Source organism: Streptomyces sp. NPDC127106 (assembly GCF_042677605.1).
Taxonomy (GTDB): Bacteria; Actinomycetota; Actinomycetes; order Streptomycetales; family Streptomycetaceae; genus Streptomyces.
The window spans coordinates 23,269-46,348 of record NZ_JBHXTC010000054.1 but is presented as its reverse complement, the minus strand read 5'-3'; the positions used below and the strand labels follow the sequence as shown (position 1 = coordinate 46,348).

21 protein-coding genes and 1 riboswitch are annotated in these 23,080 nt (G+C 72.0%); of the genes, 10 read left to right on the top strand and 11 right to left on the bottom strand.

Translation table 11 applies throughout. From position 1 onward, the window contains the following. Positions 1–26: 26 nt before the first annotated feature. A complete protein-coding gene (locus ACFVGY_RS31005; protein ID WP_385683579.1) occupies positions 27–1,541 on the bottom strand; it encodes a gamma-aminobutyraldehyde dehydrogenase in 1,515 nt (504 codons plus the stop codon). Between the two features lie 181 nt (positions 1,542–1,722). Here ACFVGY_RS31005 and ACFVGY_RS31000 point away from each other — a divergent pair, with 181 nt between their 5' ends. Together ACFVGY_RS31000 and ACFVGY_RS30995 are read left to right on the top strand one after the other, a co-directional pair. Continuing rightward, positions 1,723–2,283, top strand: a complete 561-nt coding sequence (locus ACFVGY_RS31000) for an NADAR family protein (protein ID WP_385683577.1) — start codon at positions 1,723–1,725, stop codon at positions 2,281–2,283. Positions 2,284–2,756: 473 nt separating this feature from the next. After that, positions 2,757–4,358 (top strand): TROVE domain-containing protein, encoded by a 1,602-nt coding sequence (locus tag ACFVGY_RS30995; RefSeq protein WP_385683574.1) that lies wholly within the window; start codon positions 2,757–2,759, stop codon positions 4,356–4,358. A gap of 49 nt (positions 4,359–4,407) precedes the next feature. Here the strand turns inward: ACFVGY_RS30995 and ACFVGY_RS30990 are convergent, their stop codons facing one another. Continuing rightward, positions 4,408–5,088: a DUF4190 domain-containing protein gene (locus ACFVGY_RS30990; protein WP_385683571.1), complete on the bottom strand. Its 681-nt coding sequence runs from the start codon at positions 5,086–5,088 to the stop codon at positions 4,408–4,410. 110 nt (positions 5,089–5,198) lie between these two features. Between ACFVGY_RS30990 and ACFVGY_RS30985 the strand changes: the two genes are divergently transcribed. Both ACFVGY_RS30985 and ACFVGY_RS30980 read left to right on the top strand, forming a co-directional pair. Beyond that, positions 5,199–6,224 carry an adenosine deaminase gene (locus ACFVGY_RS30985; RefSeq protein WP_385683568.1) on the top strand — a complete coding sequence of 342 codons (1,026 nt, stop codon included), beginning with the start codon at positions 5,199–5,201 and terminating at the stop codon, positions 6,222–6,224. Between the two features lie 21 nt (positions 6,225–6,245). After that, a complete protein-coding gene (locus tag ACFVGY_RS30980; protein WP_385683566.1) occupies positions 6,246–6,935 on the top strand; it encodes a glycerophosphodiester phosphodiesterase in 690 nt (229 codons plus the stop codon). Positions 6,936–6,965: 30 nt separating this feature from the next. Here the strand turns inward: ACFVGY_RS30980 and ACFVGY_RS30975 are convergent, their stop codons facing one another. The 3 genes from ACFVGY_RS30975 to ACFVGY_RS30965 all read right to left on the bottom strand — a co-directional run bounded on the left by ACFVGY_RS30975 (position 6,966) and on the right by ACFVGY_RS30965 (position 10,251). After that, positions 6,966–7,436: a hypothetical protein gene (locus ACFVGY_RS30975; RefSeq protein ID WP_385683563.1), complete on the bottom strand. Its 471-nt coding sequence runs from the start codon at positions 7,434–7,436 to the stop codon at positions 6,966–6,968. Between the two features lie 71 nt (positions 7,437–7,507). After that, complete coding sequence (locus ACFVGY_RS30970; protein WP_385683560.1) at positions 7,508–8,686, bottom strand: spermidine/putrescine ABC transporter substrate-binding protein; 1,179 nt, start codon at positions 8,684–8,686, stop codon at positions 7,508–7,510. A 125-nt stretch (positions 8,687–8,811) separates the two neighbouring features. Beyond that, positions 8,812–10,251, bottom strand: coding sequence for a gamma-aminobutyraldehyde dehydrogenase (locus tag ACFVGY_RS30965; RefSeq protein WP_385683558.1), 1,440 nt, complete (start codon positions 10,249–10,251; stop codon positions 8,812–8,814). Between the two features lie 170 nt (positions 10,252–10,421). Here ACFVGY_RS30965 and ACFVGY_RS30960 point away from each other — a divergent pair, with 170 nt between their 5' ends. From ACFVGY_RS30960 to ACFVGY_RS30935, 6 genes are all read left to right on the top strand, one after another. Then, positions 10,422–10,925, top strand: a complete 504-nt coding sequence (locus ACFVGY_RS30960; RefSeq protein WP_385683555.1) for an Lrp/AsnC family transcriptional regulator — start codon at positions 10,422–10,424, stop codon at positions 10,923–10,925. Then, positions 10,910–12,289 carry an aspartate aminotransferase family protein gene (locus ACFVGY_RS30955; protein WP_385683552.1) on the top strand — a complete coding sequence of 460 codons (1,380 nt, stop codon included), beginning with the start codon at positions 10,910–10,912 and terminating at the stop codon, positions 12,287–12,289. Before ACFVGY_RS30960 ends, ACFVGY_RS30955 begins: the two co-directional genes overlap by 16 nt. A gap of 301 nt (positions 12,290–12,590) precedes the next feature. Continuing rightward, positions 12,591–13,337 carry an ABC transporter ATP-binding protein gene (locus tag ACFVGY_RS30950; protein ID WP_385683549.1) on the top strand — a complete coding sequence of 249 codons (747 nt, stop codon included), beginning with the start codon at positions 12,591–12,593 and terminating at the stop codon, positions 13,335–13,337. Then, on the top strand, positions 13,319–14,410 hold the full coding sequence (locus ACFVGY_RS30945; protein WP_385683546.1) for a hypothetical protein: 1,092 nt from the start codon (positions 13,319–13,321) through the stop codon (positions 14,408–14,410). Before ACFVGY_RS30950 ends, ACFVGY_RS30945 begins: the two co-directional genes overlap by 19 nt. A 124-nt stretch (positions 14,411–14,534) precedes the next feature. Beyond that, entirely contained in the window at positions 14,535–15,464 is a 930-nt protein-coding gene (locus ACFVGY_RS30940; RefSeq protein WP_385683543.1) for a hypothetical protein, read from the top strand. A gap of 218 nt (positions 15,465–15,682) precedes the next feature. After that, positions 15,683–16,054 carry an EamA family transporter gene (locus ACFVGY_RS30935; RefSeq protein ID WP_385683540.1) on the top strand — a complete coding sequence of 124 codons (372 nt, stop codon included), beginning with the start codon at positions 15,683–15,685 and terminating at the stop codon, positions 16,052–16,054. On the opposite strand, the gene ACFVGY_RS30930 is transcribed toward ACFVGY_RS30935, so the two are convergent. The 6 genes from ACFVGY_RS30930 to frr form a co-directional block, all read right to left on the bottom strand. Beyond that, positions 16,017–17,069, bottom strand: a complete 1,053-nt coding sequence (locus ACFVGY_RS30930) for an ABC transporter ATP-binding protein (protein ID WP_385683537.1) — start codon at positions 17,067–17,069, stop codon at positions 16,017–16,019. The two genes, ACFVGY_RS30935 and ACFVGY_RS30930, sit on opposite strands and share 38 nt — an antisense overlap. Continuing rightward, the gene (locus tag ACFVGY_RS30925; RefSeq protein ID WP_385683533.1) at positions 17,069–18,760 is read right to left on the bottom strand and encodes an ABC transporter permease; all 1,692 of its coding nucleotides are present in this window, start codon (positions 18,758–18,760) and stop codon (positions 17,069–17,071) included. The genes ACFVGY_RS30930 and ACFVGY_RS30925 overlap by 1 nt, the downstream gene beginning before the upstream one ends. After that, a complete protein-coding gene (locus tag ACFVGY_RS30920) occupies positions 18,736–19,836 on the bottom strand; it encodes a thiamine ABC transporter substrate binding subunit (RefSeq protein ID WP_385683530.1) in 1,101 nt (366 codons plus the stop codon). Before ACFVGY_RS30920 ends, ACFVGY_RS30925 begins: the two co-directional genes overlap by 25 nt. Before the next feature lie 85 nt (positions 19,837–19,921). Beyond that, positions 19,922–20,030, bottom strand: a riboswitch (TPP riboswitch). A gap of 58 nt (positions 20,031–20,088) precedes the next feature. Further along, the gene (rlmN, locus tag ACFVGY_RS30915; RefSeq protein WP_385683527.1) at positions 20,089–21,204 is read right to left on the bottom strand and encodes a 23S rRNA (adenine(2503)-C(2))-methyltransferase RlmN; all 1,116 of its coding nucleotides are present in this window, start codon (positions 21,202–21,204) and stop codon (positions 20,089–20,091) included. A 209-nt stretch (positions 21,205–21,413) separates the two neighbouring features. Then, a complete protein-coding gene (locus ACFVGY_RS30910; RefSeq protein ID WP_385683525.1) occupies positions 21,414–22,490 on the bottom strand; it encodes a phosphatidate cytidylyltransferase in 1,077 nt (358 codons plus the stop codon). Then, a complete protein-coding gene (gene frr / locus ACFVGY_RS30905) occupies positions 22,490–23,047 on the bottom strand; it encodes a ribosome recycling factor (RefSeq protein ID WP_179175888.1) in 558 nt (185 codons plus the stop codon). Before frr ends, ACFVGY_RS30910 begins: the two co-directional genes overlap by 1 nt. Positions 23,048–23,080 lie beyond the last annotated feature (33 nt).

The following is a 23,080-nucleotide window of genomic DNA, read 5'->3' as shown; positions in this document are numbered from 1 at the left end:
GCCGCTGGTCGGACGGCCGGCTGCTGCTATCGGTCCCCGAAGATCGTGCGGTGCCAGTCCTTCTCGGCGACCGCGGTGTTGTCGTACATCACGTGCTTGACCTGCGTGTACTCCTCGAAGGAGTACGAGCTCATGTCCTTTCCGAAGCCGCTCGCCCGGTATCCCCCATGGGGCATCTCACTGATGATCGGAATGTGGTCGTTGACCCAGACGCACCCCGCCCGCAGCTCGCGGGTGGCGCGGCCCGCCCGGTAGACGTCGCGGCTCCAGGCGGATGCGGCGAGTCCGTACGGGGTGTCGTTGGCCAGCGCGATGCCCTCGTCGTCGGTGTCGAAGGGCAGGACGGCGAGGACCGGCCCGAAGACCTCGGACTGGACGATCTCGCTGTCCTGGGGCGCGCCGGTGATCAGGGTGGGCCGGTAGTAGGCGCCGTCGGCGAGGGCGCCGCCCGGGACCGCACCGCCGGTGGCGACGGTGGCGTAGCCGCGGGCGCGCTCGACGAAGCCGGCGACGCGGTCGCGCTGGGCGTGGGAGACGAGCGGCCCGAGGTCGGTGGCCGGGTCGAGGGGGTCGCCCAGGCGGACGGTCTCCATCAGCTCGGCGACGCGGGCGGTGAAGGCCTCGTACAGGGGCCGCTGGACGTAGGCGCGGGTGGCGGCCGTACAGTCCTGGCCGGTGTTGATCAGGGAGGCGGCGACGGCGCCGTGGGCGGCGGCCTCCGGGTCGGCGTCGTCGAAGACGAGGAAGGGGGCCTTGCCGCCGAGCTCCAGGTGGAGCCGCTTGACGGTGGCGGTGGCGATCTCGGCGACGCGCTTGCCGACGGCGGTGGAGCCGGTGAAGGAGGTCATGGCGACGTCCGGGTGGCCGACCAGGTGCTCGCCGGCGTCCCGGCCGGCTCCGGTGACGATGTTGATCACGCCGTCCGGGATGCCCGCCTCCGTGGCCGCCTGGGCGAACATCAGGGAGGTCAGCGGGGTCAGCTCGGCGGGCTTCAGGACGATCGTGTTGCCCGCGGCGACGGCCGGGAGGATCTTCCAGGCGGCCATCTGGAGGGGGTAGTTCCAGGGGGCGATGGAGCCGACGACCCCGATCGCCTCGCGGCGCACGTACGAGGTGTGGTCCCCGGAGTACTCGGCGGCCGCCTGCCCCTGGAGGTGACGGGCGGCGCCCGCGAAGAAGGCCGTGTTGTCGATCGTCCCCGGTACGTCGAACTCCGTGGTCAGCTTGATCGGCTTGCCACACTGCAGCGACTCGGCGTACGCGAGGTCCTCCGCCTGTGCGGCCAGGACGGCCGCGAGCCGGTGCAGGGCGTCCGAGCGCTCGCCGGGGGTGGCCGCCGACCAGGCCGGGAAGGCCCGCCGGGCGGCGGCCACGGCCTCGTCCACGTCTGCGGTGGAGGCCAGCTCGTAGGTGAGCACGTCCTCACCGGTGGCGGGGTCGACCACGGTGTGCGACCGTCCGGAGGTACCGGTCCTCAGCCGGCCGTCGATGTACTGCGCGCCGTCCGCGAAGCGATCCTTGACCTGGAAGCGACTACCCATCACGCTCTCACGCCCTCGTGGCTTCAGCTCGAATTGAGTGCCGATCCTGGCAGAGGTGTTACCCGCAGCCAAGTGATTCCGTTGTTGCCTTTTGATTACGCGACGGATTCGGTCGACCATGTGTCGAGGGACACGTCAAATCCCGTACGAAGTGTCCGTGGTGGCTGCCAGACTCCCGTGCATGGAGATGATCGACACGTTGATCGAGCAGGTCAGCCGGGGCGACCGGGTGAAGTTCCTGCCGTTCTGGGGACACCGGCCGCGGCCCGACGGGACGCTCGGCCCGAGCTGTCTGAGCCAGTGGTGGTCCTCTCCTTTCACCGTGGACGGCGTCCGCTACGAGACCGCCGAGCACTGGATGATGGCCGGGAAGGCGCGCCTGTTCGGGGACGCCGACGGGGAGCGCGCCGCGCTGGCGGCCCGGACCCCGGCCGAGGCCAAGAAGGCCGGGCGGCTGGTGCGCGGCTTCGACGACGACGTGTGGGAGCGGGAGCGGTTCGCCCTGGTCGTGGAGGGCAGCGTGCACAAGTTCCGTTCCACGCCACAGCTGCGCTCGTACCTGCTGACCACCGGGGACCGGGTCCTGGTGGAGGCGAGCCCGATGGACCGCATCTGGGGCATCGGCCTGGCCGCCGACGACGCTCGGGCGCTGGATCCGGCGCGCTGGCGCGGGCTGAACCTGCTCGGCTTCGCCCTGATGGAGGCCCGCGAACGGCTGCGCGCGCAGGCCGAGGAGGCGTAGGAGGCACCGGGCCCCGAAATTGCGTGGCGGGCCCGGGAGACCACGGCTTACGGTGTGATCGTCCAGGTGCGCAGGCGAGACCTACTTCCACTCTTAATGGGCAGGCCGCGGGTTCGAGTCCCGTCACCGGCTTCGGGCCGGTGTAGCTCAGTCGGTAGAGCAGCATGTGGTTTCGCCGCCTTGAACTCTGGACACACCTCACGCACCTCCCGGTGCGCAGGCTGCGGCTCCTTCTTTTGCAAAGAAACCCAGGCCGCCGCCACCTTGATCTCGGGAGGCCGCGTGCGGGACGCCCGGTGCGCAGGCGACGGCTACTTCCGGACCATGAGGTCGCGGGTTCGAATCCCGCCCGGCCACGGCCGGTGGAGCAGCCCGGAAGCTCGCATGGCATGCAGCCCGCCGCCGACCTTCCGACCTCGGGCGTCCCGCACGTCACGCCTTCCCCCATGTGTACGGAATTCGGGGGAATTCTCATGGCCCGCTTCAACCGGCGCGCGTCCGCGGCCGCATCCGGAACCACGACCGCGTCACCGGTGTCACCGGTGCGCTCGACCGGGCGGCGCGCCCGCAACCACCACGGCAGCCCCGGCTTCGTCCGCGATCCGCGCGCGGAGCTGTTCCTGCTCGCCGTCGCCAACTTCGTGACGCAGCGCACCGCCTACGAGGGTTCCGGGGAGCGCGACGACCGCTTCGCCGCCCTGGTGCGCACCCTCGCCGTCGAGGACCCGCAGTGGACCGCCGGCCTGCTGGGCTGGCTGCGCGGCGAGGGCAACATGCGCACCGCCTCGCTGGTCGGGGCCGCCGAGTACGTCAAGGCGCGGCTCGACGCGGGCGCCACCGGCGGGCCGTCCAACCGGCAGGTGGTGGACTCGGTGCTCCAGCGGGCGGACGAGCCCGGCGAGCTCCTCGGCTACTGGACGGCCACGTACGGGCGCGCCGTGCCCAAGCCCGTCAAGCGGGGGATCGCCGACGCCGTGCGCCGGCTCTACTCCGGCACGTCCCTGCTGAAGTACGACACGGCGTCCAAGGGCTTCCGCTTCGGCGACGTGCTGAACCTCGTGCACGCCGCCCCGGACCCGTCCAAGCCCTGGCAGGGCGAGCTGTTCCGCTACGCCCTCGACCGCCGCCACCACCCGGAGGCGGCCGAGGTGCCCGCCGGCAACCGCACCCTGGTGGCGCACCGGGAGCTCATGGCGCTGCCGGTCGGGGAGCGCCGGGCCGTGGTGACGGGCCCGGGCGGCGCCGAGCGGCTCGCGGCGGCGGGTATCACCTGGGAGGCGCTGGCCGGCTGGCTGCAGGGGCCGATGGACGCGGCCGCCTGGGAGGCGGTCATCCCGTCCATGGGCGTGATGGCGCTGCTGCGCAACCTGCGCAACTTCGACCAGGCCGGGGTCTCGGACGCGGTGGCGGCGCAGGTCGCCGCCCGGATCTGCGACCCGCAGGCGGTCGCCCGGTCGCGACAGTTCCCGTTCCGGTACCTGGCGGCCTACCAGCACGCGCCGTCGCTGCGCTGGGCGTACCCGCTGGAGCAGGCGCTCGGGCACTCGCTGGGGTCCGTGCCCGCGCTGCCGGGGCGCACCCTCGTCCTCGTCGACCGGTCCGGGTCGATGTGGTCACCGCTGTCGGACCGCTCGCAGCTCAACCGGGCCGACGCCGCGGCCGTGTTCGGGACGGCGCTGGCGCTGCGCGCCGAGCACGCGGACCTGGTGCAGTTCGGCACGGACAGCAAGCCGGTCCCGTACCGCCGCGGCGAGAGCGTGCTGAAGGTGCTGGACCGGTTCGAGGACCTCGGCGGCACGTACACCGCGGAGGCCGTCCGACAGCACTACCGGGGCCACGACCGGGTCCTGATCGTCACCGACGAGCAGGCGACGTACGGCTACGGCGGCGACCCGACGGCCCTGGTCCCGCAGGACGTGCCGGTCTACACCTGGAACCTGGCCGGGTACCGGGTGGGGCACGCGCCCTCCGGGTCCGCGAACCGGCACACCTTCGGCGGGCTCACCGACGCGGCCTTCCGCATGGTGACGCTGATCGAGGCGGGCCGGGACGCCGACTGGCCGTGGGTCGGCTGAGGCCGGCCGTACGGACGCCGGGTCGGGGTACCGGCCCGGCGTCGCGCTGTCAGACCTTCTCGCGCATCCGCGAGTTCGAGTACGGGCTGTCGTAGCCGCCGCCCCCGCCGTCGCGTTCGAGGATCCCGGCGATCCCGATCGCGAGGATCGCGGCGCCGAGCAGGATGCCTATCGCGCCCAGGATGATGCCCGCCAGCGCCATGCCGCCGTTGGTGGCCTCGCCACGGCGGGCCTTGCCGCGGCCGAGCGCACCGAAGACGACCGCCCCGATGCCGATCGCGACCGCCAGGAAGCTGGTGATGCACCCGACGACCGAGAGGATGCCGAGGACGAGCGCGGTGGTGCCGAACCCGTTGCGCGGCTGCCCGCCGTAGGGGACGTACGAGACGTGGCCGGGGTAGCCGGGGTAGCCGTACGCGGACGGGGCGGGCGGCGGTGCCGGGTAGGCGTACCCGCCGGGGGCCGGCTGGGCCGGATAGGCGTAGGCCGGGGGCACGGCCGCCGGTGCGGGCTGCGCGGGCGCCGGGGGCTGCGCGGCTCCCGGGTACCCGCCGGCCATGGGCGCGGGCGGCGTTCCGGCCCCGGCCCCCGGCATCCCCGCGATCGTGATCTGGTCGTGGACGGACGGCGGCCCCGGCACCGCCGGTCCCCCCTGCGGCCCGCCGTACTCCCCCGCCGGCCGCTCCGGTGGCGCCCACGGGTCCCTCGGCTCGGCACTGTGGTCGGTCATGCGTCGCCCCCCTCTCGTACGGCCATGCTATGCGCTGCCGCCGACAGCCCCGGGGCTGCCTACGATGAAGCCCGATCCGTCCGCACCCGCGTCATCCCGGAGGCATTGCCGTGCCCGACCTGACCCCCTTCATCGCAGGGCTCCCGAAGGCCGAGCTCCACGTCCACCACGTCGGCTCGGCCTCCCCGCGCATCGTGGCCGAGCTCGCCGCCCGGCACCCCGACTCCAGGGTCCCCACCGACCCGGGAGCCCTCGCCGACTACTTCACCTTCACCGACTTCGCCCACTTCATCGAGGTGTACCTCTCCGTCGTGGACCTGGTGCGCACCCCCGACGACGTGCGCACCCTCACCTTCGAGGTGGCCCGCGACATGGCGCGGCAGAACATCCGCTACGCCGAGCTGACCATCACCCCGTACTCCTCGACGCGCCGCGGCATCGACGAGCACGCGTTCATGGAGGCCATCGAGGACGCCCGCAAGGCCGCCGAGGCCGAACTCGGCGTCATCCTGCGCTGGTGCTTCGACATCCCCGGCGAGGCCGGCCTGGAGGCCGCCGCCGAGACCGCGCGCCTCGCCGTCGACTTGCGCCCGGAGGGCCTGGTCTCCTTCGGTCTCGGCGGCCCCGAGATCGGCGTCCCGCGTCCGCAGTTCAAGCCGTACTTCGACGCCGCCCGGGCCGCCGGCCTGCGCAGCGTGCCGCACGCCGGCGAGACCACCGGCCCGGAGACCGTCTGGGACGCCATCCGCGAGCTCGGCGCCGAGCGGATCGGCCACGGCACCAGCGCCGTGCAGGACCCGGAGCTGCTGGCCTACCTCGCCGAGCACCGCATCGCGCTGGAGGTCTGCCCGACGTCGAACATCGCCACCCGCGCCGTGGCCGACCTGGACCGGCACCCGGTCAGGGAGATGGTCCGGGCGGGCGTGCTGGTCACCATCAACAGCGACGACCCGCCGATGTTCGGCACCGACCTCAACACCGAGTACGCCGTCGCCGCCCGGCTCCTCGACCTCGACGAGCGCGGGGTCGCGCAGCTGGCGAAGAACGCGGTGGAGGCCTCCTTCCTGGACCGGGCGGGCAAGGAGCGGATCGTTGCGGAGATCGACACCTACACCGAGGCCTGGCTGGCGCGCTGACGCCGCCGGAGAATGGGCGGCATGCGCACCCTGACGGCCGTCGCCCACCGCGGCGACCCCTACCGCTTCCCCGAGAACACCGTCCCCTCCGTCCGTTCCGCGTTCGCGCGCGGAGCGGACGCGGTGGAGATCGACGTACGGCTGACCCGCGACGGGGAGCCGGTGCTCCTGCACGACGACACGCTGTGGCGGTTGTGGCGGCACGACGTGCGGCTGGACGCCGTGACGCTGGCGCAGCTGCGGGAGATGACGGCGGGCGGGGTCCCGACCCTGCGCGAGGCCCTGGCGGCGTCGGGCCCGGGCCGGGTGATGATCGACCTGCCGGGTGCGACCGCCGAGTCGGTGCGGACGGTGGTCGGGGTGGTCCGCGCGTGCGGGGCCCGCGAGCGGACGTACTACAGCGCGGGCCCGAACACCATGCTGGCCGTGCGCGCCGCCGACCCGGACGCGGAGATCGCGCTGACGTGGACGACGCTGTCGCCGCCGCGCCGGGTGCTGATCGACGCGGTGGCGCCGGCCTGGCTCAACTACCGCTTTGGGTTGGTCGGCCGGGAGCTGGTGGACGCGCTGCACCGGGACGGCCTGAAGGTCTCGGCGTGGACCGCCGACACCGCCTGCTCGATGCGCAGGCTGCTGTCGGCCGGGGTGGACGCGATCACCACGAACCGGATCGACGTCCTGGCGGCCGTCCGCGCCCGGTCCGGCCGGTGAGGCCGCACGGGGCGCGGACGGGTGCCGCCGTCAGCCGGTGGCGGGCAGTGCCTCCAGCCGCTTGACGAGGCGGCGGAGCACGATCAGCGGGATCACTCCGAAGACCCCGAAGGACATGTCGATGAGGCTCCAGCCGAAGGGGATGCCCCGGATGGGCCCGCAGATCAGGGCCAGGGGGATGATGCCGGCGCAGGCGATCATGCCGGCGTCGATGATCCAGATGTTGCGTACGGGGTCGCGCAGGACGCCGTAGAAGAAGACCGCGATCACCAGGTGGGCGAACGCGAGCCAGTCGGTGCCGTACAGCAGGAACGGGTACTGCGCATCGGCCTGGTCCAGTCCCTCGCCGACCCGGCTCAGCCAGGCGTGGGACACCAGGGAGTTGGCCCAGCGCACCTCGGTGACGAGGGGGAAGGCCGTGAGTCCGCTGAGGACGAGGCAGACGATGAACAGGATCAGCCAGGCACGGATCCGCCGCTGGAGGGCGTTTCTCTCGCTCATGGCAGCAGCTTACGCCCCGAGTTGAACACGTTCAGCGATTTTGCTGAACGTGTTCAGTTTCGTGGTGATGATCACAAGCCCGCGATGGCGTTCCAGCGGCGGGCGAAGGAACGGCGCTCCGCGGAGGTGACGGCACGGGCCACGGCCAGGCGCCTGCGCATCTCCTCGTCCGGGAACATCAGCGGGTTCTCGGCGAGCTCCGCGGTCTCCTTGTCCTCCGCGGCGGCCAGCACCTCGCGGGCGGCCGGCACGGGGCAGACGTAGTTCACGAAGGCGGCGAGCTCGGCGGCCACCTCCGGGTCGTAGTAGTGGTCGACGAGGGCCTCGGCGTTGGCCTTGTGCCGGGCCAGGTTGGGTATCAGCATGCTCTCCGACCACAGCTCGCCGCCCTCCTCGGGGACCACGAACTCGATGTCGGGGTTGTCGGCCTTGAGTTGGATGGCGTCGCCGGAGTAGGCCTGGCAGGCCAGGACGTCGCCCTTGGCGAGGTCGGAGGTGTAGTCGTTGCCGGTGAAACGGCGGATGTGCTTCTTGCGCACCAGCTCCTCGACCTGGTCGCACATCCGGTGGAAGTCGGGCTCGGTCCACCGGGTGACGTCCACGCCGTTGCCCTGCATCAGCAGGGCGAAGGACTCGTCGAGACCGGAGAAGAGGGTGACCCGGCCGGCCAGGTCGGGGTGCCACAGGTCCTTGACGGACTTGATCTCCCGGCCGAGCGCCTTGCGGTGGTAGGCGATGCCGGTGATGCCCGACTGCCAGGGGACGGTGTGCAGGCGACCCTCGTCGAAGGCGGGCGAGCGCAGCTGCGGGTCCAGGTGCGCGGCCACGTTGGGCTGCGCGGCCCGGTCCATCGTCTGGGCCCAGCCCAGTTGGACGTACCGGGCGGCCATCCAGTCGGTGATCACCACCAGGTCGCGGCCGGTGTCCTGGCGGTTCATCAGAGCAGGGCTGACCTTGCCGAAGAACTCGTCGTTGTCGTTGATCTCCTCGCTGTAGGAGACCTCGATGCCGGTCTTCCGCGTGAAGGCCTCCAGGGTGGGGCGGCGCTCCTCGTCCTCCTCGTCGGTGTCGATGTACAGCGGCCAGTTGGAGAAGGTGAGGCTCCGGTCCCGCCCCGAGCGGTCCGGCCCTCCCCGCCGGTCCTCGGGGACGTAGGCGGACGGCACGCCGCAGCCGGCGAGGGCCGCGAGCAGGCCGGCGGCACCGATTCCGCGCAGCGCCGTACGGCGGGAGAAGGCGAGTTCAGGCATGGACAGGAGCCTCGGAGAACGTGACGGGGGCGGGCAATGGACACATTGTCCACTGCCCGCCCCTTGATCGAACTCAGCCGGCTCTTGCGCGGTCCTCACCGGTCCCGCGCGGCCGTGAGGGATCGTCAGCCGTCGAGCGAGGTCATCACGTGCTTGATGCGGGTGTAGTCCTCGAAGCCGTAGGCGGAGAGGTCCTTGCCGTAGCCGGACTTCTTGAAGCCGCCGTGGGGCATCTCGGCGACCAGCGGGATGTGGGTGTTGATCCACACGCAGCCGAAGTCGAGCTTCTTGGACATGCGCATCGCGCGGGAGTGGTCCTTGGTCCACACCGAGGAGGCGAGGGCGAACTCGACGCCGTTCGCGTACTCCACGGCCTGCGCCTCGTCCGTGAAGGACTGGACGGTGATGACGGGGCCGAAGACCTCGTTCTGGATGATCTCGTCGTCCTGCTTGAGGCCGGACACGACGGTCGGGGCGTAGAAGTAGCCCTTGTCGCCGACCCGGTGGCCACCCGCCTCGACCTTGGCGTGCGCCGGGAGGCGGTCGATGAAGCCCGCGACCTGGCCCAGCTGGTTGGGGTTGTTCAGCGGGCCGTAGAGCACGTCCTCGTCGTCCGGGGCGCCGGTCTTCGTGTCGGCGGCGGCCTTGGCCAGCGCGGCCACGAACTCGTCGTGGACGGACTCGTGCACGAGGACGCGGGTCGCGGCGGTGCAGTCCTGGCCGGCGTTGAAGTAGCCGGCGACGGCGATGTCCTCGACGGCCTTGGCGATGTCGGCGTCCTCGAAGACCACGACCGGCGCCTTGCCACCGAGCTCCAGGTGGACGCGCTTGACGTCCTTCGAGGCGCTCTCGGCGACCTGCATGCCCGCACGGACGGAGCCGGTGATGGAGGCCATCGCCGGGGTGGAGTGCTCGACCATGGCCTTGCCGGTCTCGCGGTCGCCGCAGACGACGTTGAAGACGCCCTTGGGGAGGATCGAGTCGATGATCTCCGCCATCAGGACGGTGGAGGCGGGGGTGGTGTCCGAGGGCTTGAGCACCACGGTGTTGCCCGCGGCGATGGCCGGGGCGAACTTCCACACGGCCATCATCATCGGGTAGTTCCACGGCGCGACCTGGGCGCAGACGCCGACCGGCTCACGGCGGATGATCGAGGTCATCCCGTCCATGTACTCGCCGGCGGAGCGACCCTCCAGCAGACGGGCCGCACCCGCGAAGAAGCGGATCTGGTCCACCATCGGGGGCAGCTCCTCGCTGGCCGTGAGGCCCAGCGGCTTGCCCGTGTTCTCGGACTCGGCGGCCACCAGCTCGTCCGCGCGCGCCTCGAAGGCGTCGGCGATCTTGAGCAGGGCCTTCTGCCGCTCCGAGGGGGTGGTGTCGCGCCAGCCCGGGAAGGCGGCAGCGGCGGCGGCCATGGCCGCGTCGACGTCGGCCTGGCCGGAGAGCGGGGCCTTGGCGTACACCTCGCCGGTGGCGGGGTTGACCACGTCGGTGGTCCGCCCGTCGGCGGCGTCCTTGAACTCCCCGCCGATGTAGTTGCGCAGACGACGCAGTTCGGTGGTCACTACAGCCACACTCCTGATCACATGTCCAATGATTGAGACGCTGCCCCAAGCCTAGCTCCTGGGCGGACGCTTTCGACAGGGCCAGACACGGCCACCTACGAAATCAGTGAGATCAGGATCCAAAGACAACGGATTTCATTGAATCCGTCTTGCGGAACAGACGACTCCTCGTGCACAGTGAGGTCGTGGTCAGTCGAAGCGCAGATTCCAGGAACAGGCAGCCGTCCCCTTCGGTCGATGCTGTGTCGCTCGCGATCATCGAGCAACTGCAGGAGGACGGCCGTCGGCCGTACGCGGCGATCGGCAAGGCAGTGGGCCTGTCCGAGGCGGCCGTGCGCCAGCGCGTGCAGAAGCTCCTCGACCAGGGCGTCATGCAGATCGTCGCCGTCACCGACCCGCTCACCGTGGGCCTGCGCCGCCAGGCCATGGTCGGCATCAACGTCGAGGGCGACGTCGACCCGGTGGCCGACGCGCTGACCCAGATGGCCGAGTGCGAGTACGTGGTGATGACCGCGGGTTCGTTCGACCTGATGGTGGAGATCGTCTGCGAGGACGACGACCACCTGCTGGAAACGATCAACAAGAAGATCCGCGCGCTCCCCGGCGTGCGATCCACCGAAAGCTTCGTTTATCTGAAGCTGAAGAAGCAGACCTACATGTGGGGAACCCGATAACCGTGACCCAGGACCTGTCCAAAACCGCGTACGACCACCTGTGGATGCACTTCACCCGCATGTCCTCGTACGAGCACACCCCCGTCCCCACCATCGTCCGCGGTGAGGGCACCTACATCTACGACGACAAGGGCAAGCGCTACCTGGACGGTCTCGCCGGACTGTTCGTGGTCAACGCCGGTCACGGCCGCAAGGAGCTCGCCGAGGTCGCCTACAGGCAGGCCCAGGAACTCGCGTTCTTCCCCGTGTGGTCCTACGCGCACCCCAAGGCCGTCGAGCTGGCCGAGCGCCTCGCCGGCTACGCCCCGGGCGATCTGAACAAGGTCTTCTTCACCACCGGCGGCGGCGAGGCCGTCGAGACCGCCTGGAAGCTGGCCAAGCAGTACTACAAGCTCAAGGGCAAGCCGACCAAGTACAAGGTCATCTCGCGTGCGGTCGCCTACCACGGCACCCCGCAGGGCGCGCTGTCCATCACCGGCCTGCCGGCCCTGAAGGCTCCCTTCGAGCCGCTGGTCCCCGGCGCGCACAAGGTGCCGAACACCAACATCTACCGCGCCCCGATCCACGGCGACGACCCCGAGGCCTTCGGCCGCTGGTGCGCCGACCAGATCGAGCAGCAGATCCTCTTCGAGGGTGCGGACACCGTCGCCGCGGTCTTCCTGGAGCCGGTGCAGAACGCCGGCGGCTGCTTCCCGCCGCCGCCCGGGTACTTCCAGCGCGTCCGCGAGATCTGCGACGAGTACGACGTGCTCCTCGTCTCCGACGAGACGATCTGCGCGTTCGGCCGCCTCGGCACGATGTTCGCCTGCGACAAGTTCGGCTACGTCCCGGACATGATCACCTGCGCCAAGGGCATGACCTCGGGCTACTCCCCGATCGGCGCCTGCATCGTGTCGGACCGCGTCGCCGAGCCCTTCTACAAGGGCAACAACACCTTCCTGCACGGCTACACCTTCGGCGGGCACCCGGTGTCCTCCGCCGTGGCCCTCGCCAACCTCGACATCTTCGACAAGGAAGGCCTCAACCAGCACGTGCTGGACAACGAGCCCGCCTTCCTGAAGACGCTGCAGAAGCTGCACGACCTGCCGATCGTCGGCGACGTCCGCGGAAACGGCTACTTCTACGGCATCGAGCTCGTCAAGGACAAGGTCACCAAGGAGTCGTTCACGGACGAGGAGACCGAGCGCGTGCTCTACGGCTTCCTCTCCAAGGCGCTCTTCGAGAACGGCCTGTACTGCCGGGCCGACGACCGCGGCGACCCGGTCGTGCAGCTGGCCCCGCCGCTGATCGCGGACCAGGGCACCTTCGACGAGATCGAGGGGATCCTGCGCTCGGTGCTCACCGAGGCGTGGACCAAGCTGTAAAGCCGCAGGACCAGGCTGTAAATAGTCCGAACCACACGGCCCGGATGCCCCGTTCGAGTGAGAACGCGGGGATCCGGGCCGTGTGCTGTCGCCATCCGGGACGTTCGTCTCTTTACATCTCAGTGCGGCGCCAGTGACCGAACGGGCTCCGCTTCGTTCCCCCGGACGGAGGTGTACGCCGTGACTCCTCCTCCCCGTGAACGGAGAGTCTGAAGCACACCACGCCCGCTTCGCGGCTCCGGGGCATCCACGTGCGTTTCCCTCCCCGGCTGGAGCCGGGGACACCCACGCAAGGAGAGAGATGGCGGCTCCGCCGGACAACGATGTGCTCTGGGCACGGTCCGTTCACTACTCCCACAACGGTTCCCCCGGCGTCGTCGGGGTCTCGGTCGGCGTCCGCCAAGGCGAGGTCCTCGCCGTGACCGGCCCGCGCGGCAGCGGGAAGACCACCCTGCTGCACTGCCTCAGCGGCCGGCTCGTCCCGCGCGAGGGCGAGATCTGGTTCAACAGCGTGCCCGTCCACACCATGGGCGCCCTCAGCCGCGAACGGCTACGCCGCGACCGGTTCGGCTGGATCGGCCCCGAGCCCGCCCTGCTCCCCGAGCTCACCGTCTGGGAGAACGCCGCCCTCCCCCTGCTGGTGTCCGGCGCCTCGCACCGCACCGCCAAGCGGGCCGCCTACGCCTGGCTGGACCGGCTCGACATCAGCGGCTTCGCACGCAAACGCCCCCGCGCCCTGGACCGCGCCGCGTCCCAGCACGTCGCCCTGGCCCGGGCCCTGGTCAGCGAACCCGCCGTGATCTTCGCCGACGAGCCCACCGCGCCGCTGCACCGCGCCGAATGCGCCCTGCTCCTGCGCACCCTGACCACCGCGGCCCGGTCCCACGAGATCACCGTGGTCCTGGCCACCCACGACGAGGACACCGCGGCCGTCGCCGACCGCCGGTTCGCCCTCCTCGACGGCCGCCCCGCCGCAACGGCCGCCGGCATGACCGGCCCGGCCGGCGACACCCCGGAGGGCCAGGCCGCGTGCTCGCTCTCCGCCTAGCCCGCGGCTCCCGCCCGCTCGTCCAGCTGCGCCGCCTGCTGGTCGCCGCCGCCTCCGCCGGCACCGGCTTCCTGCTGCTGTACGTGCTGGCCGGGGCCGTCGCCCGGCCCGCCGGATCGTTCCCGCGGCTGCTGTGGGCGCTGGTCCCGCTCGCCGCCACCGTCCACCTCGCCGTCGCCGTCGCCCGGACCGACCCCGCCACCCGGCCCCGCGCCGGGATGGACGCCGTCGGGCTGGGCCCCGTACGCCTCTCCCTCGTCGCGGCCGTCTCCACCGCCGTCTCGTGCAGCCTGGGCAGCGCCCTGGCCCTGGCCGCCTTCCTCCACCTGCGCGGCGACCTCGGCGGGCTCCCCTTCGACGGAGCCGCCGCCCCGCTGCTGCACGCGGACCGGCCGCTGCCCGTCGCCGCCGCCCTGACCCTGCTGGCCGTCGTCCCGCTGACCGCCTCGGCCGTCACCGCCGTCGCCCTGCGCCCGCACACCCCGCCCTCCCCGTCCGCCCCGCCGTCCCCGCACACCGGCCTGCCCTGGGGCATCGCCCTCACCGTCTGCGGGCTCGCCGTCGAGGGGTACGCCGGCCGCGACGGGGCCGCGCTGCCCGCCGGCTGGGTCCTCACCGCCCTCGGGCTCGCCCTCGCCGGCCCCGGCCTCGCCCACGCCTGCGGGACCCTGGTCCAGGCCGCCCGCCCGGGCGCGCTCCGGCTGCTCGCCGGTCGGGCCCTACAGGAGGAGGCCCCCCGCATCGGCCGCCCGCTCGGCGTGCTCTGCGCGGTCGGGGCGGCCGCCCTCAGCGCCGCGACCCTGCCCGGCCCGGACGGCCCCGGCGCCCCGCTCGGCCCGCTGACCGGACCCGCCTGCGCCCTCGTGACCCTCTGCGCGGCCGCGACCCTGCTCACCTCCGCCGTGGAGGTCCGCCAGAACCGCTCCGCCGCCCGCGCGGCCCTGCTCGACCTCGGGACCCCCGGAACGGTCCTGCGGACGGCCGCCGGAGTCCGGGCCGGCGCCCTGCTCACGGTGTGCGTACCCGTCAGCTGGGCTGTGGCGCAGCTGACTTCCCTCGCACTGACCCGCTGAGCCGCGAGCGCCGCAACAAACCGGGTCCGGGAGGCAACTTCCGGGCCCGTTCTCACGTCTGGCAGTCGTACCCCGCACAAGCGGTACTTACTGCACGACCTGTCACACGTGAACGGAGCCACCGGTGCTCATAGGCCTGCTGACCGCGATAGCGGCGTCCATCTGCTACGGCACGGGATCCGTCCTGCAAGCCGTCGGATCGCGCCGCGCAGCCCGGGCGAACCCGGCCGCCGCCGGGGTGACCGCGCACGGCGGCCCCAACCTGTCGTCGACCGCAAAGGCGGCGATGACCTGGGAATTCATCGTCGGCACCCTCCTGGACTTCGCGGGCTTCGGCCTGGGCGCGCTCGCCGCCCGACTGCTCCCCCTCTTCCTCTCCCAGACGGTCATCAGCGCCAACCTGGTGATCACGGCGATCCTGAGCGTGCGGATGCTGGGCCTGCGGCTCACCCGCAAGGAGTGGACCTCCATCGGAGTCGTGTGCGCAGCACTGGTGCTGCTCGCCACGGCCGCCGGTCACGAGGGCGGCCACCACGCCCCCATGGCCACGCACTGGTGGCTCTTCGCCGTGACCGCGCTGATCATCGTGGGCGGCACCGTGGCCGTACGCCTGCTGGGCGCGCGCGCCGCGATCCTCGCGGGCCTGCTGTCCGGCCTGGCCTTCGGCGCGCTCGGCGTCGGCGTCCGGATCCTGAACGGCATCGACCCCTTCGACCCGGTCGCCCTGCTCGGCGACCCCGCCCTGTACGCCATCGTGCTCGCCGGCTTCGGCGGCATGTACCTGCACACCGTGGCCCTGCAGATCGGCTCCGTGAACGGGGCGACCGCCGCCCTCGTCGTCGGCGAGACGGTGCTGCCCGGGGCGATCGGCGTGCTGTGGCTCGGCGACGCGTCCCGGCCGGGCCTGGCCTGGCTGGCCGTGCTCGGCTTCGTCCTCGCGGTGGCCGGCGCCGTGGCCGTCGCCTGGTACGGCAAGCACGACGGGGCCGAGGCCCCGGAGCCGGACGCACAGCCGGCCCGGGAGCCGGAGCCGGAGCCGGCGCAGCTGCGCTAGGTGTACTCGCCGGCGGGGCCCCGCGCGGCGGCCTACGGTGGGGGCATGGACCACCGCCGCGACCGGGTGGCCACGGCTGCGTTCGCGGCCGGCGCCGTGGCCGCCGGGGGCAACGCCCTCGGGGTCAGGTTCTGCCTGCGGGAGCTCGACCCGCTGTGGAGCGCGGCCCTGCGGTTCGGTGCCGCGACGCTGGTGCTGGTCTGCGTGATGGCCGTGGCATGGGGGTCGCCGCGGCCGCCCTGTTCGCCGGGTCGGCCCTCGCGGGCGACCGCTGGGCGGCGCCGGAGCGCGCCGCGACCTGGTGGGCCCTGGTGTACCTGGTCGCGGCGGGCTCGGTGCTCACCTTCGTCTGCTACCTGCTCGTGATCCAGCACTGGGGCGCGGCCCGGGCGGCGTACGCGTTCGTCGTCGCCCCGGTCATCGCGATCCTCGCCTCGGCCCGGCTCGACGACGAGCCGCTGACCCCCTCGCTGCTGCTGGGCACTCCGATCGTCCTCGCCGGCGTGTACCTCGGGGCGCTGCGCAGGCCCGGCCCGGCTCCCGATGCCCCGGTCAGGCCGCCGGAAGGACGACCACCTCGCGCGGTGTGAACGCCACCGCGACCCGGTCCCCCACGGCCGGGGCGGCGGCCAGCCCGCACTCGGCCTCCAGGTCCGGACCGGCCTCCGGGCGCAGCCGCAACGCCACGTGCGTGCCGCGGAAGGTGCGGGACAGCACCTCGCAGCCGAGGCCGGCCTTCGCGAGCACCACGCCCGCCGGCCGGATCAGCACCCGCTGCTCCCCCTCCGGGGCGCCCTCCGGCACCGGGACCTTGCCCCAGGCCGTCGCCGCGGCGCCGTCCGACACCGTCGCCGGGACGACGTTCTCGAAGCCGAGGAACCGCGCCACGAACTCGGAGGCCGGGCGCTGCCACACCTCCAGCGGGGTCCCGGCCTGCGCGATGCGGCCCTCGCTCATCACCACGACCCGGTCGGCCAGGGCGAAGGCCTCGCCCTGGTCGTGGGTGACGGCCAGCACGGTGGTGCCCAGCCGGGAGAACAACCCGCGCAACTCCACCACCAGGCGCTCGCGCAGCCCGCGGTCCAGCTGGCCCAGCGGCTCGTCCAGCATCAGCAGCCGCGGCGACGGGGCCAGCGCCCGGGCCAGCGCGACCCGCTGCTGCTCGCCGCCCGACAGGGAGGACACCGAGCGCCGCCGGGCGCCGGGCAGCCCGACCAGCTCCAGCAGCTCCGCGACCCGGTCCTCCGCGGGGCCGCGGGATCCGCGGCGCAGGCCGCGCAGTCCGGCCGCGGCGCCCTGCATGCGCAGGCCGAACGCCACGTTCTCGCCGACGTTGCGGTGCGGGAACAGCTGGTGGTCCTGGAACATCAGCCCGACCCCCCGCCGGTGCACGGGCACCCGTGCCTGGTCGGCCCCGCCCAGCAGGACCCGGCCGGCCGAGACGGGCTGGAGCCCGGCGACGACCCGCAGCAGCGTCGACTTCCCGCTGCCGCTCGGCCCCAGTACGCACACGATCTCGTGCTCGGCGACCCGGAGGTCCACCCGGTCGACGACGGCACGCTCGCCGAAGCGGACCGAGACCCCGGCCAGTTCGAGCAAGGTCATCAGAACTCTCCCGAGGTCTTGTCGGGCCGCAGCCGCTCCAGCACCAGCAGGGCGGCCGCGCACACCAGCATCAGAATCGTGCTCAGGGCCATCGCCTGCCCGTAGTTCAGCTCCCCGGCCCGCCCCAGCAGCCGGGCCACGGCCACCGGCAGCGTCGGCCGGTCGGGCCGCGCGATGAAGACGGTGGCCCCGAACTCCCCCAGGGACACGGCGAAGGCGAAGCCGGCCGCGATCAGCAGCGCCCGCCGCACCAGCGGCAGGTCCACCTCCCGCCAGGCCCGCAGCGGGGACGCGCCGAGGACGGCGGCCGCCTCCCGGAGCCGGCTGTCGACGGCCCGGAGCACCGGCAGCATGGTCCGTACGACGAAGGGCACGCCGACCAGCGCCTGGGCCAGCGGCACCAGGATCCAGGAGGTCCGCAGGTCCAGCGGCGGCTCGTCCAGGGTGATCAGGAACCCGAAGCCCACGGTCACCGCGGACACCCCGAGCGGCAGCATCAGCAGCGCGTCGAAGCCGCGGACGAAGGGGCCGGCCCTCCTCGTCAGCGCAGCGGCCGCGAGCCCGCCGACCACGAGGGCGATGGCGGTGGCGGCCAGTGCGTACTGCAGGGAGTTCCAGACGGCCTCCAGCGGCGGCACCAGAAACGTTCCGCCGCCGGAGCCCGCGCTCTGCAGCGCCCGGTAGAAGCCCAGCCCGTACCCGCCCGGGGCGTCGAAGGACCGCTCCACCAGTACGCCCAGCGGCAACACGATCAGCAGCGCCACCGTCAGCAGCACCCCGCCCAGCAGGGCGCGCTGCCCGAACCCGCGCGGCCGGTGCGCGGTCCGCGCGGGGTCCACGAGCCGCAGCGCGGCCTCGCGCCGCCGCACGGTCCAGGCGTGCACGGCGAGGATCAGGGCGACGGCGGCGAACTGGACCATCGTCAGGACGGCGGCCGTGGACAGGTCCAGCAGCTGCGCGGTCTGCCGGTAGACCTCCACCTCCAGCGTGGCGTACGAGGGCCCGCCGAGGATCTGCACGACGCCGAACGAGGTGAAGGTGAACAGGAAGACCATGAGCGCGGCGGCGGCCACCGCCGGGACCAGCGCGGGCAGCGTCACCCGCCGCCACGCGGCGAACCGCCCGGCGCCCAGCACGCGGGCGGCCTCCTCCTGGCGGGGGTCCAGCTGCGCCCACAGCCCGCCGACGGTGCGGACGACCACCGCGTAGTTGAAGAAGACGTGTGCGAGCAGGATCGCCCACACGGTGGTGTCGAGCCGGACGCCCCACAGCTCCTCCAGCAGCCCGCCCCGCCCGACCAGTGCCAGGAAGGCGGTGCCGACGACCACGGTGGGCAGCACGAAGGGGACGGTGACCACGGCCCGCAGCAGCTGCTTGCCGGGGAACTCCAGCCGTGCGAAGACGTACGCGGCGGGGAGCCCGATCAGCAGGGTGAGCGCCGTGGAGGCGAGCGCCTGCCAGGCGGTGAACCAGAGGACCCCGGCGATGTCGGGCTGGGTCAGCACCTCGCCGATGCGGCCGAACTGCCAGCCGGCGTCGGTCCTGACCCCGCGGCCGACGATCGCGGTGACGGGGTAGGCGAAGAACAGTGCGAAGAAGGCCAGCGGTACGGCCATCAGGGCCAGCCTGACGGCCGCACCGCGTCCGCGTCCTGTCCTGCCCGGTGCTACTTCACGACGAGCGAGGACCATGTCTTGACCCACTGGTCACGGTTCTTGGCGATGGTCTCGGGAGCCATCGTCTCCGGCTTCTCGACGACCACGCCGTGCTTCGTGAACAACTCCGGCAGCGCGGCGTCCGTGACCACCGGGTTCACGAACATCTGGAGCGGCATGTCCTCCTGGAACTTCTTGCCGATCATGAAGTCGATCAGCGCCTTGCCGCCCTCCTCGTTCTTCGCGCCCTTGAGCAGGCCGGCGAACTCGACCTGGCGGAAGCAGGTGCCGGTGGCGACGCCCGTCGGGGCCTCGGCCGGCTGCGGCTCGCCGTACATCACCTCGACCGGCGGGCTGGAGGCGTACGAGACCACCAGCGGGCGGTCGGCCTTGGCCTTCTTGCCGCCCGCGGAGCCGGAGAAGCGCTCGTTGTAGGCCTGCTCCCAGCCGTCGACGACCTCGACGCCGTTGGCCTTGAGCTTGCTCCAGTAGTCCTTCCAGCCCTCCTCGCCGTACTTGCCGACGGTGGCCAGCAGGAAGCCCAGGCCGGGGGAGGAGGTGGCCGCGTTCTCCGTGACCAGCAGGTTCTTGTACTCGGGCTTGACCAGGTCGTCCAGCGTCTGCGGCGGGGCGATCTTCTTGTCGGCGAAGTACGCCTTGTCGTAGTTGACGCAGATGTCGCCGGAGTCGACGGGCGTGACCCGGTGCTGCTTGTCGAGGACGTACTCGGGCTTCACGCCGGCCAGGCCCTTGGCCTCGTACGGGGTGAAGACGCCGTTGTCCAGGGCGCGCGAGAGGAGGGTGTTGTCCACGCCGAAGAAGACGTCGCCGCGCGGGGAGCCCTTGGTGAGGATCTCCTGGTTGAGGGCGGCGCCCGCATCGCCGGACTTGAGGACCTTGACGGTGTAGCCGCTCTGCTGCTCGAACTCCTTCAGGACCGTGTCCGTCACGTTGAAGGAGTCGTGGGTGACGAGCGTGACCGTCTTGGACTTCGGCGCCCCGCTGGCGCCGTCACCGGCCTCGTCCTGGCCGCCGTCGCCGCAGGCGCTGAGCGTGGTGACGCCGAGCGCGGCCGCGAGCACGGCGCCCGCGACCTTCTTGGTGGTGCTCACTGGTGTATTCCTCCTGGGATGACCAGGAGAAGACGCGGCCCTGCCCGGCGCTCTGTCGGAGCGGACGCCGGGCAGGGCGCAACAGCTTGAGTGGTGACCGAACTCCCTACCCCGAATGACCGGGGCGAGGTTCAGAGGGTCTGCGGCTGACGGTGCCGCACTCTCAGCGCTGTGGCGCTCCCCTGTCGGAATATGCAATTGGTTCGGCCACAGGGTACCCCGTGGCCGAACCGGCACCGCCAGAAGCGGAAGCTACCGCTCCGCAGCGGCCAGCTGGCCGCACGCACCGTCGATCTCCTGGCCGCGGGTGTCACGCACCGTCACGGGCACGCCGTGGCGCGCGATGGCCTCGACGAAGGCCCGCTCGTCCTCGGGGCGCGAGGCGGTCCACTTCGAGCCCGGCGTCGGGTTCAACGGGATCAGGTTGACGTGGACGCGCTTGCCCTTGAGGAGCTTGCCCAGGAGGTCGCCGCGCCAGGCCTGGTCGTTGATGTCGCGGATCAGGGCGTACTCGATGGAAACCCGGCGGCCGGACTTCTCCGCGTACTCCCACGCCGCGTCGAGGACCTCGCGGACCTTCCAGCGGGTGTTCACCGGCACGAGGGTGTCGCGCAGCTCGTCGTCGGGGGCGTGCAGCGAGACGGCGAGGCGGCACTTGAAGCCCTCGTCGGCGAACCGCAGCATCGCCGGGACCAGGCCGACGGTGGAGACGGTGATGCCGCGCTGGGACAGACCCAGGCCGTCGGGCTCGGCGTCGGTCAGCCGGCGGATGGCGCCCACGACCCGGTTGTAGTTGGCCAGCGGCTCGCCCATGCCCATGAAGACGATGTTCGACAGCCGGGCCGGGCCGCCGGGGACCTCGCCGTCGCGCAGGGCGCGCATGCCGTCGACGATCTGGTGCACGATCTCCGCGGTGGACAGGTTGCGGTCCAGGCCGGCCTGACCGGTGGCGCAGAACGGGCAGTTCATGCCGCAGCCCGCCTGCGAGGAGATGCACATGGTGACCCGGTCCGGGTAGCGCATCAGCACGGACTCGACGAGCGTGCCGTCGTGCAGCCGCCACAGGGTCTTGCGGGTGGTGTCGTCGTCGCAGGAGATGTGCCGTACGACGCTCATCAGGTCCGGCAGCAGCTCCTCCCGGAGCTTCTCGCGCGAGGACGCCGGGATGTCGGTCCACTCCGCCGGGTCGTGGGCGTAGCGGGCGAAGTAGTGCTGCGAGAGCTGCTTGGCCCGGAACGGCTTCTCGCCGATCGCGGCGACCGCCTCGCGCCGCTCGGCCGGCGAGAGGTCGGCGAGGTGCCGGGGCGGCTTCTTCGCCCCCCTGGGCGCGACGAAGGTGAGCTCTCCCGGAGCGGGGCGGGGTGCCATGATCGGTCCTTCCTCAGACGACGAGGTCCGACGGGCTCCGCGCGTGCGGAGCCGATGGCGATGGCGCGGTCCGCGCCCGGAGACCTCACGAAATGCATCCCCGCGATCACGGGGAAAGGGCGCACCACGGACAGGGTGCGCCCTTCAGGATAACCCGGTCGGCCCAGCCGCTGCCGACGGTCCTGCTGCCGACGGTCCGTTCGCGGCGGTCAGCCGGTGCCGACGAACAGGGCCAGCAGCAGCCACACCACCGGAGCGGTCGGCAGGAGCGAGTCCAGCCGGTCCATGATGCCGCCGTGGCCGGGGAGCAGGGTGCCCATGTCCTTGATGCCCAGATCCCGCTTGATCATCGACTCGCCGAGGTCGCCCAGCGTGGCGCTGACCGCGACCGCGAGACCGAGGATCAGGCCCTGCCACCAGGCTCCGCCGTCGATCAGGAACTCCATGCACAGCGCGCCGGCCCCCATCGAGAAGGCCACCGCGCCGAAGAGGCCCTCGCGGGTCTTCCCCGGGCTGATGCGCGGCGCGAGCTTGGTCTTGCCGAAGCGCCAACCCACCGCGTAGGCGCCGGTGTCGCTGACCACGGTCAGGGCCAGGAAGGTGAGCACCCGTTGCGGACCGTCGTCCGCCGTGAGCAGCATCGCGACGAAGGTCGCCAGGAACGGCACGTAGAACGCCGCGAAGACACCCGCCGTGACGTCCTTGAGGTAGTCCTCGGGCGGTTCGGTCATCCGCCAGACCAGGACGGCCAGCGCCGTCAGGGCCATGGCCACCCAGGCGCCCTCGGCGCCCCGCACGTATCCGGCGATGACCATGGCGGCGCCGCCGATCGCGAGCGGGACGAGCGGCGCCTTGATGCCCTTCTTCTCCTGGAGCCGGGAGGTGAGCTCCCACAGGCCGACGACGACCGCGACGACGATGACGCCGACGAAGACCGCCTTCACGATCAAGAGGGAAGCGAAGATCACCGCACCGAGGCCGACGCCGACCCCTATGGCGGCACGCAGGTCTCGCCCGGCCCGCTTCTTCTGCGGCGGGGGCGAGGAGTCCTGCGGTGCCTGCGAAGGCGGGGGCGGGGGGCTGGGCATGGGCTCCTGCGGCGGCATCTCGGTGCGGATCGGGGGACCGCCGACAGCGGCAGCCCCCCGATCGCGTGCTTCCCGGTCGTCGAAGTCACGGCCGGCGGCATCGGGCACGATGGGCATGGGCCGAGTGTGCGGTCCCACCAGCGCATCGTATGCGGGACCCGCCGGAACCTGCTCCGTGGCCCAGGGAGAGTCGTTCATCAGACCTCGAGCAGCTCGGCTTCCTTGTGCTTGAGCAGCTCGTCCACCTGCGCGACGTACTTCGCGGTGGTGTCGTCGAGCTCCTTCTCGGCGCGGCGCACCTCGTCCTCGCCGGTCTCCTTGTCCTTGACGAGCTTGTCGAGGGCGTCCTTGGCCTTGCGGCGGACGGAGCGGATGGAGACCTTGGAGTCCTCGGCCTTGCCGCGCGCGACCTTGATGTACTCCTTGCGGCGCTCCTCGGTGAGCTCGGGGAAGGTCACCCGGATGATGTTGCCGTCGTTGCTCGGGTTGACGCCCAGGTCGGAGTCGCGGATGGCCTGCTCGATGTTGCGCAGGGCGCTCTTGTCGAACGGGGTCACCACGGCCATGCGCGGCTCGGGCACCGAGAAGGAGGCGAGCTGGTTGATGGGCGTGAGGGCGCCGTAGTAGTCCGCCACGATCTTGTTGAACATCGCCGGGTGCGCACGGCCCGTGCGGATCGCGGCGAAGTCCTCCTTGGCGACGACGACGGCCTTCTCCATCTTCTCCTCGGCCTCGAGGAGGATTTCTTCGATCACCACGTGCTCCTGCATGTCTTGAATGGATGGTTC